Source organism: Paraburkholderia sp. JHI869 (genome assembly GCF_038900775.1).
GTDB lineage: Bacteria > Pseudomonadota > Gammaproteobacteria > Burkholderiales > Burkholderiaceae > Paraburkholderia.
The window spans coordinates 205,086-225,884 of sequence record NZ_JAYMSC010000013.1 but is presented as its reverse complement, the minus strand read 5'-3'; the positions used below and the strand labels follow the sequence as shown (position 1 = coordinate 225,884).

Here is a 20,799-nt window from a genome sequence, read left to right as displayed (position 1 = left end):
CCGGCTCCCGCTTTGTATTTTGGCGCGCGGGTTTGGCGTTGAGACGTCCAGACGGTCACCGGATCCGCATCTGCTCGAGCACTTCAAGGAAAAGCAACAAGGCAATGAGGATGCCGATCCAGCGCACCGTCAGTCTCAGGTTGAGGAGCGTCGGTCCCAGGGAGCTCACGGCATCGGCGACGAGGTTCGCCGCGGCCGTCTGGTCGCCGCTCGCCGCGGAGCCACGCAATGAGGCTGTCGCAAAGTCGATCCGAAGGTGAGTGACATAGCCCGTTGCGATATTCGGCCATTCGATCGTGTCTTCACTTTCGTTTGGCCGCAGATATAGCTGAGGCTGGGGCGCAGGGTTGGCCGCCGGATCTTCGGCCGTGTAGAGGTGCCGCATTGCCAGCCCCAACTCTACCGCGCCAAGCTGGCCTTCCGAGATCGCCTTCGCAAGCACCTGCAGGCAGGCGGGGGGGATGTGGCAGACGAGCCACCACTGGTCGGGTTCCGCCGTCTCCTCGTCGGCAGAATTGAAGCCCAGCCGGGCAGTGCCGAGCGCCACGTCCGACAACGAGTTGCCCAGTTCGTCCTCCAAAGCGCGCAAACCTAGCCGGTCAGCCGTGCTGACCTCGCGCGCCTCGAAGGACACTTGAAGCGTGTGCGTCGCGTGCTGAGGAATGCCAATGATCGAGAGTTGCTGGCCGTCGAGATGCGCCACCCCGTGTAGCGATGTGGACAGCATTGGCTGCCGCTCTCCGTCCAGAGGCTCGACGAGTTGTTGCGCCACCCGTAGCTGCCCCAGCTTCAACCACATTGACGTGGCAGGGTAATACGTTTGCTTCTCGTGATCGAACCCGACGAGTTCGAGGACGCGATCCTTGCGCTCAACGAGATTCACCACAGCCTTTTTTTCAAGGAAAAACATGACTGCCCCCCAACCACCAAGTACGTCAAGCCCCTCGCCGGTGAGAACCAGGAGGTGAGTGCCGTCCGTTTGACCGCGTGATCGTAAAGCGTCTGCGGATTTCGCATTTGCGCGCAGGACGTGAATACGCGCGATTGTACTCAACCGAAATTACGTTGCTATATGACGGAGCACACGTAAAACGACATTTCATTCTTCAGTTTTTTTCGAGGAGCCAGCGCGATTGTTCCAGGCCTCATCAGAGATCGGGGCCGCGCCGGAACCTGGCCTTCGGTGAAATATAAATGAAAGAAACTACGCTGTCCCAGGGTTCGGCTCTCATTGTGGAATCGACACCTCGCTTATGTTGGCCAGGACACACTTCGTCGTTCGTCCAGACAGCGTTCGCATAACGCACTGGGTTTGCCCTACTGCAAGTGTAGGGAGGTGACCCATCGCGGGCGCCGCTGCCCAAATCCAGAATCTACATACGGGTCAGTGTGAAGAATTCACGAGCCCGTATCGTCAGTCGAGCATGCACTACAGCGCGTCGCGCGCTGCTTGACCCCAAGGACGGAGGTCATATGTTCAGCATCCGCATGTGTCGCAATAGCGTGGCAGCACTGCTGCTCACGATGGTTGCGATTCCCTCATTTTCCCAGTCGTTCATGGTTCAATGCCCGCCGACAACGCCCTCTCATCCGACGGCCCTGGCGGCGGGCGCAGGCGAGCCGGCATACACGGGGCCGTCGTTCACGGGCCAGAACTCGACATCGACGAACGTCGTCAACGGTGCGATCAAGTGCCAGCAGATCTCGGGTGGCGACGGCTACGCGACGATGGCCAACGGCGTGCAGACCTACCTGTTCGCGTTCGGGCCGCTTTCCGGTCTCGCCGATATCAAGGCGGGCCTGCCCGGCACGGAGTTCGCCTCGGTGTTCAACACCGTTGGCGACCCCAGAACGGATCCGACCTACAACGGCGCGGTCGGTCTCACGCCCGATCCCGAATCCACTCCGCCTGGTCAGCTTACCGGCCATGTCGATCCGCGGCAGATCATGGACATCGGCGTGATGAACGGCAATGAGCCCGCGCCGATGATGGCGATCGACGAGGACGACGAGTTCTTCCTCACGCTGACCAACGTCGGCATGATCATGCGCCCGGACCTGTTCGAGAGGCATACGGTGCACTTCCACGGCTATCCGAATGCCTCGTCGTTCTATGACGGCGTGCCGGACGCCTCGGTCGCGATCAACATTGGCGCGAGCTTCACGTACTACTATCTCGCGCCGGATGCGGGCACCTACTTCTGGCACTGCCACATCACGCCGCCGGAGCACCTGCAGATGGGCATGGTCGGCCAGATCTTCGTGCGGCCGCGCCAGAACCGGGTGCCCGCAGGCCAGTCGCTGTACCAGTCGCTGGTGCTGCAGCAACAGGATCTGCGCACGCGCTGCGGCACCGACATTCTGTGCACGACGCCGTTGCCGCCGCAGAACGGCGTGCTGCATGTGAATAACCTGAGCGGGAAGCCCACGCTTTACGCCTACAACGACGGCGACGGCTCGACCGCCTATGACGTCGAGTATCCGGTGCAGATCCACGGCTTCGATCCGAACTTCCACTTCGTGGGCATGACGTTCAATCCGGAACCGTTCACCGACATGAAAGACAAGTTCTTCATGCTCAATGGCCGCAGCTATCCGGACACCGTGAATCAGAATGCGCTGTCGACGCCCGCCTCGGACGGCGTGCCGCGCTTCTCGCAACCGCTGCCGTCGCTGATCAATATTCCGGTTGGCGGCAAGGTGCTGCTGCGCATCTCCGATCTCGACGTCACCGAATATCAGACGCTCGCCTCGCTCGGCATTCCGATGCACGTGGTCGCCGTCAATGCGCGGCTGCTGCGCGACATGGCCGGCAACGACATGACCTACTACACGAATTCGATCACGCTCGGCGGCGGAGAGTCGCTCGATCTGATCCTCGACGCCAGCGACACGACGAAGTATCAGTCAGGGCAGGTCTTCTACCTGTACACGCCGAATCTGGATCATCTGGCGAACGACCAGGAAAACTTCGGAGGCCTGATGACCGAGGTGCATATCTGCAGGTCGGTGGACCCGACCACCAAGGTCTGCTCGCTATGAGCCGCTTGTTGCCCTTGATCAGGAAGTCCTGCACTTAGGAGAAGAGCCGTGGGACACATCACTTACCGCAAAGGGACCGCGACCCTCGCTCGCCTCGGACGGCTTGCACGGTTCGGCGTGGCGGCGCTCGCGACGCTCTTCTACCTGCAGGCGCACGCGGCCGCGCCTGGCATCACGGGCACGCACTTCGATCTGCGGGCCGAGGCGAGCCGTATCACCCAGCCGGACGGCAATAGCGTCTATTCGTGGGGCTATGGTTGCAATACCGCGCCGGCCGGATTTTCGCCGCCCAACATTGCCGGCGCGAATTGTCCGACCATGCAGATTCCCGGCCCGACTTTGATCGTCAACCAGGGCGACATCGTCACGGTGACGCTCACCAACAATCTCCCGGCAGCAGCGGGCAACACGTCGATTCTCTTTCCCGGCTTCGACGTCTGCATGGGCACCATCGACCCGACGACGAAGGTCTGCTCCGGCACGCCAACCGGCGTGCAGGGGCTGCTCACGCGAGAGGCGTCGCATACCGTCACGGTCACCTACAGCTTCGTCGCCGTCACGCCCGGCACGCACGCCTATTACAGCGGCACACAGGGCGACCTGCAGATCGAGATGGGCATGTACGGCGCGGTCATCGTGTTGCCTACCTCGTCGCCAGGCACGATCGCCGTGCCGACCGGCTGCAATCCGATCCAGGGAACGCGCAAGCTGCTGGACGGCCAGCCCGACTTCCGCAACGCCGCCGCGGCCTACAACCACAGCGCAGCGTGCTACGACCGCGAGTATCTATTTCAGTTCTCCGAAATGGATCCGCGCATTCATGCGCAGGCCGAGCAGCAGGCCGGCAATGCGTGCACGAATCCGACCGGTTGCATGACCGTCGAGACCGAGCCCTATCACCCGGCGTATTTCATGGTGAACGGACGCTCGATGCCGGACGACATGGACCCGAACTACGCGGCGCAGTATCCGAACCAGCCGTACAACGGCAACCCGCACATGCACCCCGGCGAACTGGTCCTGCTGCGGATCATCGGCACGGGACGCTGGCAGCATCCATTCCACGAACACGGCAATCACGTACGCGTGCTCGCGCGCGACGGCAACATGCTGCTCGCGAAGACGGATGCGACCAAGGTCGCGGGCCCGCTGCTGTTCACGACCACCACGACGCCGGGTCTCGCGATGGACGGCATCTTCTACTGGACGGGCAGGGGCTTGAACTGGGACGTGTACGGGCATTACCCCGGCGACGGGAGCGTGTGCATCCCGGACGCCAACGGCTACTACACGTCCGATCCCACCGCGCCGAACTACTACGAGTGGTGCGCGGATCACAACAAGGCGCTCGAAACGCATCCGTTCGGCAAGGTGGGCAGCGGCGGCCCGGTCACGTTGCCCGACTCGCACGTGCTGACCAACGGCTTCTGGTACGGCGGCAGCCCCTATCTGGGACCGGATGCGACCATGCGCGCAACCTCACCCACGGGCACGACGCCGCCAAGCGGTACGGTCGTGAATCCGCCGCAAACGGAAGCCGGCTTTGCATTCATGTGGCACTCGCACAACGAGCGCGAGATCACCACGAACAACATCTTCCCTGGCGGAATGATGATGATGATGCTCGTTGATCCGCAAGCGTTCCTGATCGACGAATCGAATTAGAGGCGGGGAGAACAGCGATGAGATCCACCACACTCAAGGCTAATAAGTTAGTCATCCTTAAGGCATGGATTGCCGCTTCCGCGTTGCTGTGCGCGAGCGGGATGGCATTTGCCCAGGCTACCGTCACGCTGACTGCAAAGGCCACGACTGCTGTGATGCCCGACGGACAGAGCGTGCCGATGTGGGGCTACACGTGCTCCTCGGCCGCCGTTGCGCCTGCCGCGTGCGCGGCCGCAAATCCTGGCGCGGGAACCAACTGGTCACCCGTGGTGATCACGGTGCCGCCAGGGCAACTCACGATCAATCTCACCAACAGCCTGCCGGGCGCGGTGCCGACCTCGCTCGTGATCGTCGGGCAACTGGGCGGCGGTCTGGGTGCGACGCCGACGCGCACGGCGAGCCCCACGCACCCCACCCAGACGGCGACCACGTGGCCGACAGCCGCCGCTGCGCCTGGCGGCGCGTCCTTTACGCCGCCAGCGCAAGCGCCCCGCGTGCAGTCGTTCGCGACCGAAGTTGCGCACGGAAGCACCCAGGCGCTCACATGGAACAACCTGAACCCCGGCACCTACCTGATCGAGTCGGGCACCCATCCTTCGATCCAGGGGCCGATGGGGCTGTATGGCGTACTCGTGGTGAGAACAGCGGCCAACGGCACGACGCCCGCGCAAGCCTATCCGGGCATCAGCTATGACACCGACGTGCCGCTCGTGCTGAGCGAAATCGATCCGGTGCAGAACACGGCGGTCGCCGCCGCGGTCGCGACCGCAGGCTTTAGCGAGACCATGGCCTGGTCCGGGCAGCCGGGCGGTTGCGGCGATTCGAAGTCGACCGCGTTCGGCACCTGCTATCCGCCCACGGTGAACTACGATCCGCGTTACTACCTGATCAACGGCGTTTCGTTCGACCGCACCAATCCGGGCGCTTCGACGTTCGCCGCGACGAGCACCGCAACCACCGGCCCGGTGATGCTGCGCTTCGTCAACGCGGGTCTGCGCATGCACGTGCCGGCGGTGGTCGGCGCGCAAACGGGCACTTCGCCGATTTCCGGTTTCGCGCTGGTCGCCGAGGACGGCAACGTCCTGCCCGGCAATCCGCGCATTCAGTCGGAAGTGTTTATGGCGGCCGGCAAGACCTACGATGCGCTGGTCAATATGCCGGGCGCAAGCGCTTCCGCGCTGCCGGTGTTCGATCGCGAGTTGAGCCTGTCGACGAACAACGCGCGCGATGGCGGCATGCAGGGCTATATCAGCGTCAACAACGCTAGTGCGGCAACCCAGGCCGCCGTGGCAAGCGCGACGGTCACCGGTTCCACGTACTTCTTCGTGCCGGGCAAGACGCTGACTGTGGCCGACCCGGCGAGAGGCGTGGCGGCGAAGGACGCCAACGTCTATGGCGTGCAGGTGAAGACAGCACCGACTGGCGGCACGCTCACGCTGAACCCGGACGGCACGTTCGTGTACACGCCGAATCAAGGCACCACGGCTGACAGCTTCGTGTACCAGGCGAACGGCAATCCGAACGCCGCGGCGACGGTGACGCTCACGGCGTGCACGACGGGCAACGGGTGTCAGTCCGGGCCGCCCACGGCCGGCAATGCGGCCTATACGAGCAACATCGCTTCGCGTCTGCAGATCGCCGAGCCCGGCGTGCTCACATACGCCAGCGATCCGAACGGGCTGCAGCTTAGCGCGACGCTGGTCGGCACCCCCTCGGGCGGCTCCGTCACGCTGAATCCGGACGGCTCGTTCACGGCGAGCCCGGCGACGGCGCCGTCGGGCAACGCTGCGTCCGCCAGCGTGACGTTCCAGTACCAGGCGGTGAACGCGCAGAACACGGCGAGCAACACGGCAACGGTGACGGTGACGTTCAAGGGCGGCAGCGGACTCGTCGTGAACGTGCTGGATGCGCCCAGCACGCAACCGGGCAAAACGCCCGTGAAGATCAGCGACTATCGCTGGATCATCGAGGAAGACCGTACCTTCCAGATCGATCCGGCCTGCCAGGTGAATTCGTCCACGCGTCCGGCGACGTGTCCGCCGCTGCCCGTGCCGAGCCTTGGCGCGAACTTCCACACGAGCTACATGCCGGTGGTGGCGGCGGGTTGTGTGGGCGTCGCCGCGTGCGAAGCGGGCCAGACGGTCTACGATCCGGTCAGCCAGACCCACAAGCCGGCGGTGTGCGATATCGGCAATGGCGTGTGCCGGACCACGGCTGCGCAACAGGTGCCGGTGGATCCGTCACAGGTGGCGCTCGATCCGAAGAAGCGCTATTACATCTCGATCCTGCCGGGCAACGCCTACAACTCGTTCACGAACGGCGGCGGCGCGCCGCAGCCGGTCGATCCGAACAACCCCACAGGCACGCAGCGGCAGTTCGACATTTCCAAAGACTGTCCGACCGTCGCGAACTTCGCGCCGGGCACGGGCAAGTGCGGCAATGGCATGGGTGGCGCGACGATCGCGGCCGGCCAGACCTCGGTCAACGTGTTGCTCGAGGAGTCGCCATTCCCGACCGCGAAGGTTTCCGTGTTCGTGTTCGAGGACGACGCACCGCTGAACGGCGAAGTGGACGTGAGCGGCGGCACCGACACCTTCGGTTCGGCCCGCGAGCCGGGACTCGGCGGCTTCGAGATCAAGCTGTGGGACGACGCCGGCGGCAGCGGCAGCCCGACCGGGCAGATGACCTACGACATGTTCAACATGCCGCTGTCCAATTCGCTGCAAGGCACGATCGATCCGGTCACCGGTCTCAACGCGTGCCCGATTTCGACATCGACCGACGGCCTGGTCGGCATGATCCCGACCTGCCCGAAATACGAGTCGGACGGCAAGACGCTGTCGCCGCTCGTCGGCCAGGCGATCGTCGCCAACTTGATGCCGGGCAGGTACGGCATTATCGCGACCCCGGCCGCAGACCGGATCGCGCGTGGCGAGGAGTGGCTGCAGACGAACACGCTGGACGGACAAAAGGCCCACGACTCGTTCATCAAGATCGGCGGCCCGGCGTACTTCCAGGAGTTTGGCCCGGCGGGCTTCCACGTTTCGATTGGCTTTGCGAACCCGAAGATCGTCAACGCGCGGCTGCCTTTGCTGTGCGCCACCTCGACCTGCAACAACGGCCTCAAGGGCCGGGTGACGAATCTGCACTACAGCCGCCCGCCTGACGAGCACCTGTACGGCAGCCAATCGCGCAAGCCGTTGAGTTTCACGCAGTGCTACGTGAGCGTGGGCGATCCTGACGGCGAAGACTACGCCTTCACGAAGTGCAACGCGGACGGCACGTTCAGCTTCACGGGCCTGCCTGCCGGTATTACCCGCATCACGGTGTTCGATCAGTGGAACGACCAGATCGTCGACGGGCTCGCATCGGCCGTGACACTCGGCGGCGGAGCGGTAACGGACGCTGGCGATATCGCGGTGCTGCAGTGGCAGACGAATCTCTATACACGGACGTTCCTCGACACGAACGGCAACGGCGTGGGGGATCCGAGCAAGCCAGGTCTCGCGCTATTGCCGACCAACATCCGCTTCCGTGACGGCAGCTATTCCGATTTCAACAACACGGACATGAACGGCTATGCGTCGTTCAACGAAGAGTTTCCGTTGTTCAACTGGTACGTCGTCGATACCGACCAGGCCCGCTTCAAGCAAACGGGCGTGCACGTTGTCTACGACGCGGGCGGTCCGCCCGACGGCACGCCAGGCGGCGGCAAGTCGACCATCGCCGCGAACTTCGCGAACACGCAGGAATCGGTCCATCTGCCGACGAACCTGCGGGTGCCGGGCGCGGTGTACTGCAACGACGCGGACTGCAACGACCGCTCGGGCTCGAATCCCTCGACGGGCCGGGTCGATCCGCCGTGGGTGACCACCATGGGCTGGCAGGGCTTCTCGGGCCAGAGCTCGTTCATCGAATTCGGCAAGACGCAGTTCGCGGCGAACGAGAATGGCGGCATCCGGGGCGAGGTCATCTACGCTTCGACGCGCCCATTCGACGATCCCACCTTGCTCATTCACACGAAGTGGACGCCCAATGTGCCCAATGTCACGGTGAACCTGTACCAGGAAGGCGTCGCGGCGGACGGCTCCACAAGCCTGAAGCTCGTCGATTCGACGAAGACCGCGAGCTGGGACGACTGGGCCCAGGGCTTCCGTACGGACGGCGTGCCGAACATGAACTGTCCGGGCCAGAGCACGAGCGATCCGTACTTCTTCACGCTGCAGAACACGAAGATGTGGCTCGACCCGCAGCAGCGCGCGCTGCCCAATAACTCGCAGTTCAAGTGCTACGACGGCATGCACGTGTTCAACCAGGTGCAGCCGGCGCCGTACGACGGCATGTACCAGTTCCCGAGCGTGACGAGCCGCAACCCGCAAAGCGGCCTGCCGACCGGCACCAACTGCACGATCTGCCAGGCGAACCCCACGAAGGACGGCACGCAGATGCTGCCGCCCGGCAAGTATGTGGTCGAGATCATCGTGCCGCCTGGCTACGAACTGGTGAAGGAGGAGGACAAGAACATCCTGATCGGCGATAACTACATTGCGCCCGTCACGCAGCAGTTCGGCGGGATCGGCGACATCTTCATCCTGCCCGATCAGGCCGCGATGAACTCCACCTACAACCAGAACAACGCGCAGAATCCCACCACGAATCTCGGCTCGACCCCGCACGCCGAAGGCGACACCGGGTCCATCGAACGCTTCTGGCCGTGTGTGGGCGAGCTGCGGATCGTGCCGGACTACATCAGCCTGTTCCCGGGCTCGCAGGAGGTCTCGCCGTTCGCGGGGGCATCGAGGAATCTGTGCGACCGCAAGGAGGTGGAGCTCACCGACCAGAGCTCGGTGCTCGCGAAGTTCTGGATCTTCAGCTCGACACACGTCGCCGCGCACTACACGGGCTTCATGCTGGACGACTTCTCGTCGGAGTTCGATCCGTATTCGCCGCAGTTCGGCGAAAAGTTCGCAGTGCCGAACGTGCCGGTGTCGTTCAAGGACTTCGCAGGCAACGAAATCTCGCGCACCTATTCGGACCAGTGGGGCATTTTCAACGGCATGACCTACTCGACCTGGCAAGTCAATCCGCCGAACCCGACGGGCTACGCGCCAACGATGATGGTCGCCTGCATGAACGACCCGTACATGGCCGACCCGGCGCACTCGGGGCAGACCATCAAGGACCCGCTCTACAACCCGGCATACAGCCAGTTCTGCTACGAGATTCCGTTCATGCCAGGACAGACGCAGTACATGGATACGCCGGTGGTGCCCGTTTCGGCCTTCGCGGACGGGTATAACCAGGTCGACTGCGCGTATCCGGACGGCACGCCGGGCATTGCCTCGGTGACGGGCGACGCAATTGCCGGCAATGCGTCGGCGGGCAGCAACGGCGGCGCGGGCCCGTGGGTCAGCGCACCGTTGAAGACGCTGACGATCAAGTCGGTCGGTACGCAGCAGGTGCCGAACCACGCGTACACAGGACCGAGTGCAACCGGTGCGCCGTTCAACCAGAAGTTCATCACGCGCAACTATGGTTTCGGCGCTCAACAGGGTGGTGTGACGATCGCGGGCATCCCTGCGCTGGTGACAGCGTGGAGCGACGCGCAGATCACCGTGGTCGTGCCCCCGCTGATCGGAGCCGGTGCGGCCTGCACGATCCAGCAGCGCGGGGTGGCGACGCCGACCCAGTGCGGCCAGCTCGTCGTCACGGCGGCCAGCGGCAAGCGCTCGATCGACGCGGTCACCGTGACGGTCGGAGGCAAGGCGCCGACCTTCGTGGGCAGCGAGAACACGGCGGGCAATGCGATCCAGACCGCGATCGACAATGCCTCCCCGGGCGACATGATCATCGTCGGCCCGGGCACCTACAAGGAGATGCTGCTGATGTGGAAGCCGTTGCGTCTGCAAGGCGTGGGTGCGACCTCCGTGACGATCGACGCGAACCCGCATCCGTCGGGCAAGCTCGACCCGTGGCGCAGGCAGGTTGGTTGCCTGTTCGGCGATGCGCTCAACGGCGGGCTCATCTCGGCGAGCAATCCGTACGACCCGTCCGGCGCATATACCTGTCTGGCCTCGATGCAGCGCAAGATCGACGGGATCCCGTTCGAGCCGACGTCCGGTTGGGATTTCAACCTCAACGGCAACCTCGCGGAGACGCTGATCGAGCCGACGCTGATGGGCGCGTACGAGGGCGCGGCGATCACCGTGCTCGGCAAGGGCGTGAAGGACGTGCTGGCGGGCGGTGTGCTGACACAGGACCAGAACTGTGTGGCGAACGGTATCTGCACGCCGCTCACCAACAGTAACGCGGATTGCACGGCCTACCCGAGCAACTTCCTGTGCAACCCGTCGCGCATTGACGGCATGTCGTTCACGAACAGCTCGCAAGGCGGCGGCGGTATCTACCTGCATGGCTGGAATCACAGCACGGAGGTGTCGAACAACCGCGTGTTCTCCAACGCGGGAACGCTCACGGGCGGCATCATCGTCGGCCAGGTCGAAGTGCCCGACGGCAACATCGCGGCGAACAACACCCAGCTGCCGTTCCTGTACAACACCCATGTGAACGTGCACAACAACCAGGTCACGTCCAACGCTTCGTATGGCGACGAAATCAATTCGACCACGCCGTCTTCGGCCGGAGGGGTGACGTTCTGCTCGGGCGCCGACTACTACAAGTTCAACTACAACTGGGTATGCGGCAACATCAGCAGCGGCGATGGCGGCGGTGTCGCGCATTTCGGCTTCAGCTACAACGGCGACTTGTCGCACAACTGGATCCTGTTCAATCAGAGCAACAACCCAACGCTGCCGACTTACGGCGGTGGACTGATCGTTCAGGGTGTGCCGCCAGATGGCACCTTCTGCGAGAACGCGGCCACGGACGTCGATTGCGCGCCGGAGCTTTCGGACGGCGCAGGCCCGGGCATCACGATCGACGGCAACCTGATCATCGGCAACACGGCGGAAAGCGGCAAGGGCGGCGGCCTGCGCCTGCAGAACGTCAACGGCACCGACGTGCAACGGAGTCCGAACAACAGCACTAATTGGTATCGCGTGAGGGTCACCAACAACATCATCGCGAACAACGTGGCGGGCTGGGCCGGCGGTGGCGTGTCGCTGCAGGATGCGGTGGCCGTGAGCTTCATCAACAACACGGTCATCTCCAACGACACGACGGCGACGGCAGGCGTGCTGTTCAACACCGCCGCCGCGACCCAGGCCAACGTCGGGCCGCCGAACTGCACGACTTCGGGGTCGGAAACGACGTGCCAGCCGACCACGACGTCGACGTACCAGCCGGCCGGGCTCGAGACCGCGCGCCATACGCAGAACCTGGTGGCGGCGTTCGCGGGCGGGAGCGCGGCGGCGTGTCCAGCAGGCAACCCGAGCTGCACGACGTTCTCGAACCCGGTGCTGACGAATGACCTGTTCTGGCAGAACCGCACGTTCTACATCACAGTGGGAGGACTCGATCCGGGCATCGCGGGGCTGCAGAACATCGTCACGCTGAATCCGTCGCTGAATCAGGCTGGCCACGCGACGGGCTATTGCGACCCGAAGGCGGTCTACTGGGACATAGGCGCGTTTGGCGATACGGCCGCCAACAACCATGGCTCGGGATTGACGATGAATCCGCGGTACTCGATCCTGACCGACGCCGCCGACTATCCGAACGCGAACAACAGCGGATCGAACCCGGGCGTCGTGCGTCAGTACTGCAACGGCGCGCGCGTGCCGCCTGAGGCGGGTGGCATCGGTATCACAGTGCCGCCGGGGATTGCGGATACGGTGCTGCCGAATCCGTTGTTCAGCCTGCTGCCGTCGGCGACTCCGGACGAAGGCAACAACTGGATCAACATGTCGTACGGTCCGCTGTCGCTCTTCAACGAGGCGAGCACGGGCGCGCAACTGAACGTGCTGCTCGGCAACTACACGATCCCGGGGACGTCGCCGGCGGTGAACCATGCCACGGCGGCGGGCGCACCGGCTCGCGACATCTTCGGCACGGCGCGGCCGCAGCTCGGTGGTTACGACATCGGCGCCGTGGAGTTCGTGCGGCCTGGCGTGCTCGCATCGCAGCCGTACCCGCTGGCGCTCGGGGTCAACAATCCGGTGACGCTGCTCGGCTTGCTGCAAGGGATCTTGCCCGCCGCGAACAGCCAGGGACAGTCTGGCGCTGCAGGTGCGCAGGGCAACCAGGGGCAGCCGGTGGTCACGCCGCCCGCACAGACGTCGCCGACGGCTGCGAAGACGCTGGGAGCGTTGCCATGAGCAGACGTCGCAGTCGGTCCCGGTTGACGCGGTTGCCGCGCGCCGTGCTGATTGCCGGCAGTGCCTGCCTCGCCGCAGCCCTGCTTCAGCCGGCTGCGGGCGAGGAAAGCGCAAGCGCGGCGCACAAACCGGCGGGCACGGCGCTCAAGCAGTCGCCGTACGCGCCGGCGAGCCTGCCACAGCGCGCGAAGGGCTTCTACGAGCTGATGCAGGGCATCGACAACGTGAGCGTGCGCCGCACGGCGTCGGGCAACCTGATCCGCTTCAGCTATCGCGTGACGGATCCCGTGGCGGCGCGGCCGCTCGGCGAAAAGACCGCAACGGCCTTGATGTTCGGGCGCACGAGCCATGCGTTGCTCGAAATCCCGGTGATGGACAAGGTCGGCGCGCTGCGCCAGACCGGTCCGCTGGAGGTTGGTCAGGAGTACTGGATGGTGTTTTCGAACAAGGGCGGGCTGATCAAGGCGGGGGAGCGCGTCGACGTTTTCGTGGGGTCGTTTCACGTCGACGGGCTGATAGTCCAGTGATCGCGCAACCGCTTTTCGGGCGCAGACAAAGAGGAGATGAGTCATGAACCGCTTTCTTTCGCTGGCAATCCAGTCCGCGTTCGCCGCGGCGCTTCTGGCGAGCGCATCGGCCGCGCTCGCGGGGTCTTCTGCGGCAAGCGCACAGACCGCGGGAGCGGCGCATATGAGCGCGACGCAGATCGTCGACCGGAACGTCGCGGCGCGCGGCGGCCTGCAGGCCTGGCACGCGGTCAACACGATGACGATGTCGGGGCAGCTGGAGGCGGGCGGCACGAAGAACACCAAACTGCCATTCACGATGACGCTCAAGCGCCCGCACAAGAGCCGCATTGAAATCCGCTTCAAGGATCAGACGGCGTTCCAGGTCTACGACGGCGCGCAAGGCTGGAAGGTCAGACCATTCCTCGGCCGCAATGAAGTGGAGCCGTACTCGCCCGCGGAGGCCAAGGCCGCCGCATCGTGGGCCGAGCTCGACGGCCCGCTCATGGACTATGCGGCGAAGGGCACGAGAGTCGACGTGCTCGGCATGGAAATGGTCGAAGGCCATCGCGCATACGTGTTGAAGCTGACGATGAAGGACGGCACGTCACGCCGCGTTTGGATCGATTCGTCCAGCTTTCTCGAAGTGAAGATCGACGGAGACGCGCGCAAGCTCGACGGCAAGATGCACAACGTCGCGATCTTCTATCGCGACTACCGGAAGGAGGGTGGCCTCGTCGTGCCGCATACGCTCGAGACGGCGGTCGTCGGCGCGAGAGGCACGCACAAGCTGATCATCGATAAGGTCACGCTGAACCCGCAGGTGGACGACACCGCCTTCGCCAAGCCGCAGATCACCGTGGCGAAAGTGACGCACCCGGCGCCGGTTGTCGTCGCCAATCCGAACCCGAGCCCGCGCCCGACTGCGAGTGCAACCGCGAGCCCCGCTGCGCACCCGAGCCCACGCCAAAGCGCGAGCCAGAGTTCGAGCCACTAGCCCTCGGGTGCCCGAATGAGGTCGATGGCCATGAAACCACTCGCAGTATGGGTGCTCGCCGGTTGCCTCGCGGCAGCCGTGTTCGCCGGCGAGCAGCTGCCCCGACAGGATTTGAGCGTGGATCAGATCGTCGAGAAGAACGTCGACGCGAGAGGCGGGCTCGACGCCTGGCGCAAAGTCCAGACCATGATCTGGTCCGGCCACGTGGATAGCGCCAATGCGCCCGCCCCGGATCTGCCGTTCATTCTCGCCATGAAGCGCCCGAACAAGACACGTTTCGAGGTCACCGTGTTCAACCAGAAGTCCGTGCGGGTGTTCGACGGCAGGCAAGGCTGGAAGCTGGGCCCGAACGGCATGGGCAGCGCCACGCCGCGGCCGTACTCGATGGATGAGGTGACATCCGCACGCGACGAGCAGGTGATCGACGGGCTTTTGATCGACCATGAAGCGAAGGGCGTCGGCGTGACGCTCGAGGGTACGGAACAGGTGGGTGGGCGCAGTGCGTATCGACTGGCGGCGAGGCTCCCTTCCGGTGTGACCCGCCATGTGTGGATCGACGCTCAAACGTTCCTCGACGTTCAGGTCGACCACCAGGTGCGCACTCCGCAGGGGAAAACGGTCGTGGTGCTGGTGGATTACAGCGACTTCAGGGATGTCGAGGGGTTGCAGATACCGCTCAAGATCGAGAGCGGCACAGTGGCGTCGGATAAAAAGGACACGCTGACGATCGACAAGGTGTCGCTCAATCCGGCGCTGGACGATGGGATTTTCACGAGACCCGCGCCACCGCAGATGCATCGCAAATCGGTTTCCATCGACGTCGATGCGTCGCCGGGGTTGCCTCGCGACGCACATCCGTCGCCCTGATCATGAACCGCGCCGAAAGCGGGCCGGGACGCCGCGCAAGGTCACTTTCGCTTGTGGCGCGATGGCTTGCGTCGTGCGTGGTGCTAACGGCGCTGATCGTGCCAGCGGGCGAGGCGCTTTCCGAGCAGGCCGCGCCGCCAGTCAAGCAGCCGGTCGCGACTGCGAGCGCTGGGGCGGCGCTCTACACGCAGGGCGTGTTGAGTTCGGGTGAACCGCTCGAAGCGATGCACGAGGGGGGCGTGCACCTGCAAGGCGCGGCCGCGGCCTGTGTGAACTGCCATCGCCGCAGTGGCCTGGGCTCCAGGGAGGGCAACAGCAGCATCCCGCCGATCACGTGGCGCTACCTCGTCGAGCCGCGCGCGCAAAACCCGGAAGATGTCGACTTGCCTTATGTTCCCGGCATGCGCGCGGAACGTGAACCCTACACGGATGCGACGATCGCGCGAGCCATTCGCGAAGGCATCGACTCGGAAGGCAAGCCGCTCAGCAGCCTGATGCCGCAGTACGCGCTGAACGACGCCGATATGCAGGCGCTGATCGGCTATCTGAAGCACCTGGATCGGCGCAGGCCGACGGGCGTCACGGATACCGTGCTGCACTTCGCGACGATCATCACGCCCGACGCCGACCCCGTGAAGCGGGCGGGCATGCTAGACGTGCTCACGCACTACTTCGCCGACAAGAACGTCTTTCCGCTCGGCGCGGTGCCGCCGTTGCGTTCGTCGCGCAAGATGATGTTCATGGTGAACCGCCGCTGGGAATTGCACGTGTGGGAGCTCAAAGGGCCGCCGGATACATGGCGTGAACAGCTCACGCAGTTTCTGGCCAGGCAGCCGGTGTTCGCCGTGTTGTCGGGTCTCGGAGGCAGAAACTGGGCGCCGATTCACGACTTCTGTGAGCAGGAAGCCGTGCCATGCCTCTTTCCCAACGTAGAGGTGCCGGTCGAAGCCGATCATGATTTCTATTCCGTGTACTTCTCGAAAGGCGTGCTGCTGGAGTCGGACCTGATTGCGGCGCGCATTGTCGATGAAGCCCGCTCGCGCGAGGCGCAGGGGGCGGGAGCGGCGAAAGCCCTGAAGACCGTCTGGCAGGTCTATCGTGCGGGCGACAACGGCGAGCGAGGCGCGCAAGCCCTCGCCGCTGCGCTGAAGTCTCACGGCATTGCGGTATCGAACCATGCGCTGGCACCCGGCGAGAGCGTCGCGCGTTCCCTGCATGGCATACCGCGCTCGGACGTGCTCGTGTTGTGGCTGCGTCCGCCCGACGTTGCGGCGCTCGCGCGAATCCCTCCGGCGACGGATACCGTGTTCATGTCGGGCTTGATGGGCGGGCTCGACAGCACGCCCGTGCCGGCCAGCTGGCGCGGCGTCACGCGCCTCGCGTACCCGTTCGATTTGCCTGAAGGGCGGCGCGTGCGCGTCGACTACGCGTTCGGCTGGTTCTCGATCAGACAGATTCCGATGGTGGCTCCCCAGGTGCAGGCGGACACCTATCTCGCATGCGGCCTGCTCGCTGAGACACTGAGCCATATGGTCGACGCGTTCGTGCGGGACTACCTGGTCGAGCGGATTCAGGACATGCTCGAGCGCCGCATTCTGACGGGTTACTACCCGCGCCTGACGCTGGCGCCGGGGCAGACATTCGCATCCAAAGGCGGCTATATCGTCCGCTTCGCCGAGCCGGATCGCATCAAGCTCGTGGCAGACGGGAACTGGATCGTGCCGTGAGGCCGATTACGTGTTGCGCGCGTGTATCGCTCACGAGTCCAATTGGGCAAATGGTTGATAGTTCAACACGCCAGAACATCTAGCGCTTCCCCTACTGCAAGAAGAGGAGGTTGACCCATCCCGATTCCGGTTGCGCGCGTGCACAGTGAAGACGTCGCGTGCAGTGCAAAAGGTTTTGTCGTGTTGCGCTTCGAAGAAGTGTTTGGGTGCTCGGACCTCCCCCGGGACGGGCACCTCTTTTTTGCACTGTTACAGCAGAATGTCGGGGTATCGAAAGCAAATTGTATGTAGCGTCCGCTTTTGTATCGAATGCGAGTAAGTAAATAGAAAGATTATCGTAGGAATTTCGAATTGAATTCGATGCAGCGCGAATTCAAATCGACATAAAAACAGAATTAGAAAGGCGCGCGGGAAGCGTAGGACGTGACCTCCGCGTCCTGCGTAGCAGAGGGCGTTCGGCCGATTGTCCTGGTCCGCAGTCGGCCGCTTCGCTATGGCGAGAGTGCGAAGCATTCAGCGCATTCGGCGACTAGCTTGCCGCGAGAAGCTGCTTGTAACGCGCAAGAACGCGCGGAACGTACAGACGCGTTTCCGGCAGCGACGGCACGCGATAGCCGGCGCGAATCACCGCATTCTCACCCGCGTTGTAAGCGGCCAGTGTGAGCTCGACATCGTCCTTGAACAGATCGAGGAGGAATCGCAGATACCGCGCGCCGGCCAGCACGTTCTCTCGTGGATTGAACATGTCGCCTTGCGAGAAGCGCCTGGCGGTGTCTGGCATCAACTGCATCAGTCCCAGCGCGCCTTTGTCCGAAACGGCGTTCGGGTTGTATCCGGACTCGACGTCGATGACTGCGCGCAGCAGTTCGGGCTGAACGCGAAAAGAACGACTTGCCTCGTCGATCAAATCCGCGTAAAGGGCGAGCTGGTCACTACCGGATGGCTTGCGGGAGCTGCGCTTCGCGCCGCCAACTCCGGGCGGGTTGTCTGCGACGATCACCTTCATTCCGGGCTTGCCGCGCACGTTCGTGAGAACGATGGCGCCATTGCTGTCAACCGCGCCAAATATCTGTGCGCACGCAGGGTCTGGCAACACCGCGCCGAGCGTCGCGCATGCGACGACAATCGCGTTTTCCAGGCTGAATGACGAGTGGCGATGCATCTTGGTCTTCTCCTGCACAACAATTGTGGTGCAAGAAAAAACGGATCGGCAATGGGTCACCTCCCTACACTTCGAGCCGCGAAATGGCCGCCGCGAGCCACAGTACAAAAACTTAACATTCGAAACAAATGGTAATGGGCGGTAACTGAATGGAATAAATCAGACGTCATGCACGTTGGCTGCTTTCCTCTCATTTTGTGCAATTGCCATGAGCTAATTAGCTTCCAATGACAAGAAGTAATGGATTTTCAACTATTCGCAGGCGTGCTAATACTTTTGGAAAATCAAAACAGTTCAAATATGAAACGTATTTTGATGTCTGCCTGGCTCGCGATGTCCCCAGAAAAATGCACGTGCGCGCCGCGACTTGCTCGCAGAGAAGTGGCGTGAACCTTGCAAACAGCAGGCGCATTACCGTCGTCTGGCAGACAGCATGAAGGAAACACTTAGGGATTCGAAGGGAAGTGGTGAGAGTATTACGGAATGAAAGAATATCGTCAAGTCGGTAAAGCGATGATGGCGACCGAAGGCTTCGGGACTGGGAGACAAGACGTGAATACGAAATGTCGCGTTGTCATTGCAGAGGATCACGATCTGCTGAGAAATGGCTTACGTTCGATGCTGTGTGCGCAAGGCGACTACGACGTCGTCGGCGAAGCGAAGGACGGCAAGGAAGCCTGCCAGCAGGCGATGATGCTCGCCCCTCAACTGATCCTGATGGACCTGTCGATGCGCGGAATGAATGGCATCGACGCCAGCGCGACAATCAAACGGCGATCACCGGGTGTGCGGATCATTGCGCTCACGGTGCATCAAAGCGAGGAGTACGTCCGGGAAGCGCTGCGTGCCGGCGTCGACGGTTACGTGCTGAAGGACGTATCGTTCGACGAATTGCTGGTCGCGATGCGCGCCGTCATGCAGGGAAAAAAGCATCTGAGCGCCGACGTGTACGGGTACATGGTCGACTCGTTCGTCAGCGGTCACGAAGCGCCCGCGCCGAAGCATGCATGGGACGTGCTGACTGCGCGCGAGCGCAGCGTGCTGAAGCTGATCGCGGAAGGGCGTACCAACCGGCAGGTCGGACAGTACCTGAACCTGAGTCCAAAGACGATCGAGAAGTATCGCGCGAGCATGATGCACAAGCTCCATATCGCCAACCTGACCGAACTCGTTCTCGTTGCGATGAGCATGGGTCTGTTGACGTCGCTCGCCGCCAAGTGCGCCGAACCGGACGTGGACGACGAGCACTTGCCCGAACGCGCCGATCCTGCGCCCGGTGCAGGCCCGGGGGGTGAACTGCCCGAATACCGGCTTGGCGAGACGGGGACTTGAGCGCGTACCCGATCGGGTATCCGGACGCGCTGAGGACAGCGCTAGAGCGACCAGGTCGCGCAAACGCGGGTACCCGTCGTGGCAGATGACTCGATCGCGAACGTGCCGCCGTGCAACTCGACGCGGTGCTGCATCCCGACGAGACCCAATCCCGACGTATACGCGTCTTCTGTGGCGAGCGGGTGGTTCGCGTAGCCGACGCCGTTGTCCTGAATCGTCAGCAGCAAGCCGCCTGCGTCACGCCGCAGGCTAAGGGAGACTTCCGTTGCCTCGGCGTGCTTGACGGCGTTGTTCAGCGCCTCCTGAGCCACGCGGAACATGTCCGCCTTCAAATGCTCAGGCACGTCCTTGTCGGCGACATCGCAGTCGAACACGACCGACATCGCCTCCGTGCCGTGTTCGACCCGCCGGCACAGCGAAGCCAATGCCGCGGGCAGGCCCAGCTTGTCCAGCATGAGCGGCCTGAGTTCGCCGCATATCTGCCGCACGTCGCCGATCGTTTCGCGGACCCTGAACACGGTCGCATCCAGCAGTTGCGCTGCATCGTCGACCTGCCCGCGGCGGATGCGTATCAATGCGTCCTCCGTCATCAGCTTGACGAGCGTTAATGCCTGGCCGAGGCCATCGTGCAGTTCCGCGGCAAGACGCTGGCGTTCCTTCTGCTGGCCCATCATCAGATACGTTTGGCACAACCGCTCGCTTGCATCGACCAGCCCTGTCGGATCGTCTGACCTGGGCTCGAAGGCCAGCGGCTCTTCGAAAAGCGTCAGCAAGACGGGCGGTCCCGGCTCTCTCGTGGGTAACCGTTGCTGATGCAGCGCGAGCCGCGTTGGGTGGCCCGTCCTGCCGGTGAGCACGGCACTGAACGAATGAAACTCGCGCGCCGCGCTTGCGGACAATGCGTCTGCGAGGGCGGCGTGAAAGTCATCGGGTGCGAGGTCGATGAGGTCCTTGCCGGCGAGTTCTGCGCTCGAATAGCCGAGCAGCGCGGCGGCGCTGCGGTTTGCCGACACGAAGGTCCCATCGCACGTGAGAATCGCGAGCGCGGCGCCACGCGCGTCAGTGACGACGCCGCTGGCGCGTTGGCTCGGGTAGGCCGCGCCACGAAGCTTGCGCATTGCTTCGATCAGATCGAGCAATCTTACCTGCGGTCCCCCAGGCTGACGTTCATCCATTGGAGCTCCCGATGCGTCGGCATAAGCAAATCGTAAGATCACGGGCATTG

Annotated in this window: 11 protein-coding genes; 8 read left to right on the top strand and 3 right to left on the bottom strand. The window is 63.5% G+C overall.

All coding sequences use genetic code 11. From position 1 onward, the window contains the following. Positions 1 to 55: 55 nt before the first annotated feature. Positions 56 to 910, bottom strand: a complete 855-nt coding sequence (locus VSR72_RS22920; RefSeq protein WP_342954610.1) for a hypothetical protein — start codon at positions 908 to 910, stop codon at positions 56 to 58. A gap of 563 nt (positions 911 to 1,473) precedes the next feature. On the opposite strand from VSR72_RS22920, the gene VSR72_RS22915 reads away from it, so the two are divergent. The 7 genes from VSR72_RS22915 to VSR72_RS22885 all read left to right on the top strand — a co-directional run bounded on the left by VSR72_RS22915 (position 1,474) and on the right by VSR72_RS22885 (position 17,080). Then, on the top strand, positions 1,474 to 3,042 hold the full coding sequence (locus VSR72_RS22915; protein ID WP_342954609.1) for a multicopper oxidase family protein: 1,569 nt from the start codon (positions 1,474 to 1,476) through the stop codon (positions 3,040 to 3,042). A gap of 117 nt (positions 3,043 to 3,159) precedes the next feature. Then, complete coding sequence (locus VSR72_RS22910; protein WP_342954636.1) at positions 3,160 to 4,707, top strand: multicopper oxidase family protein; 1,548 nt, start codon at positions 3,160 to 3,162, stop codon at positions 4,705 to 4,707. A gap of 17 nt (positions 4,708 to 4,724) precedes the next feature. Next, positions 4,725 to 12,983, top strand: a complete 8,259-nt coding sequence (locus VSR72_RS22905) for an Ig-like domain-containing protein (protein ID WP_342954608.1) — start codon at positions 4,725 to 4,727, stop codon at positions 12,981 to 12,983. After that, positions 12,980 to 13,510: a hypothetical protein gene (locus VSR72_RS22900; protein ID WP_342954607.1), complete on the top strand. Its 531-nt coding sequence runs from the start codon at positions 12,980 to 12,982 to the stop codon at positions 13,508 to 13,510. Before VSR72_RS22905 ends, VSR72_RS22900 begins: the two co-directional genes overlap by 4 nt. Positions 13,511 to 13,553: 43 nt before the next feature. Further along, positions 13,554 to 14,486: an outer membrane lipoprotein-sorting protein gene (locus VSR72_RS22895; protein WP_342954606.1), complete on the top strand. Its 933-nt coding sequence runs from the start codon at positions 13,554 to 13,556 to the stop codon at positions 14,484 to 14,486. A 117-nt stretch (positions 14,487 to 14,603) separates the two neighbouring features. Then, on the top strand, positions 14,604 to 15,353 hold the full coding sequence (locus tag VSR72_RS22890) for a hypothetical protein (RefSeq protein WP_342954605.1): 750 nt from the start codon (positions 14,604 to 14,606) through the stop codon (positions 15,351 to 15,353). A 2-nt stretch (positions 15,354 to 15,355) separates the two neighbouring features. Next, a complete protein-coding gene (locus tag VSR72_RS22885; RefSeq protein WP_342954604.1) occupies positions 15,356 to 17,080 on the top strand; it encodes a c-type cytochrome in 1,725 nt (574 codons plus the stop codon). Positions 17,081 to 17,609: 529 nt separating this feature from the next. Here VSR72_RS22885 and VSR72_RS22880 read toward each other — a convergent pair. After that, entirely contained in the window at positions 17,610 to 18,242 is a 633-nt protein-coding gene (locus VSR72_RS22880) for a lytic transglycosylase domain-containing protein (protein ID WP_342954603.1), read from the bottom strand. Positions 18,243 to 18,794: 552 nt separating this feature from the next. Here VSR72_RS22880 and VSR72_RS22875 point away from each other — a divergent pair. Further along, positions 18,795 to 19,574, top strand: coding sequence for a response regulator transcription factor (locus VSR72_RS22875; RefSeq protein WP_342954602.1), 780 nt, complete (start codon positions 18,795 to 18,797; stop codon positions 19,572 to 19,574). Positions 19,575 to 19,615: 41 nt separating this feature from the next. Here VSR72_RS22875 and VSR72_RS22870 read toward each other — a convergent pair whose 3' ends face one another. Beyond that, positions 19,616 to 20,749 carry an ATP-binding protein gene (locus VSR72_RS22870; protein ID WP_342954601.1) on the bottom strand — a complete coding sequence of 378 codons (1,134 nt, stop codon included), beginning with the start codon at positions 20,747 to 20,749 and terminating at the stop codon, positions 19,616 to 19,618. Positions 20,750 to 20,799: the final 50 nt, after the last annotated feature.

What these genes read in the sequence shown, in the direction of transcription:
- VSR72_RS22900 (WP_342954607.1), top strand. Translation starts at nt 12,980, where the DNA reads ATGAGCAGACGTCGCAGTCGGTCCCGGTTGACGCGGTTGCCGCGCGCC.
- VSR72_RS22920 (WP_342954610.1), bottom strand. Translation starts at nt 910, where the DNA reads ATGTTTTTCCTTGAAAAAAAGGCTGTGGTGAATCTCGTTGAGCGCAAG.
- VSR72_RS22905 (WP_342954608.1), top strand. Translation starts at nt 4,725, where the DNA reads ATGAGATCCACCACACTCAAGGCTAATAAGTTAGTCATCCTTAAGGCA.
- VSR72_RS22870 (WP_342954601.1), bottom strand. Translation starts at nt 20,749, where the DNA reads ATGGATGAACGTCAGCCTGGGGGACCGCAGGTAAGATTGCTCGATCTG.
- VSR72_RS22880 (WP_342954603.1), bottom strand. Translation starts at nt 18,242, where the DNA reads ATGCATCGCCACTCGTCATTCAGCCTGGAAAACGCGATTGTCGTCGCA.
- VSR72_RS22885 (WP_342954604.1), top strand. Translation starts at nt 15,356, where the DNA reads ATGAACCGCGCCGAAAGCGGGCCGGGACGCCGCGCAAGGTCACTTTCG.
- VSR72_RS22915 (WP_342954609.1), top strand. Translation starts at nt 1,474, where the DNA reads ATGTTCAGCATCCGCATGTGTCGCAATAGCGTGGCAGCACTGCTGCTC.
- VSR72_RS22895 (WP_342954606.1), top strand. Translation starts at nt 13,554, where the DNA reads ATGAACCGCTTTCTTTCGCTGGCAATCCAGTCCGCGTTCGCCGCGGCG.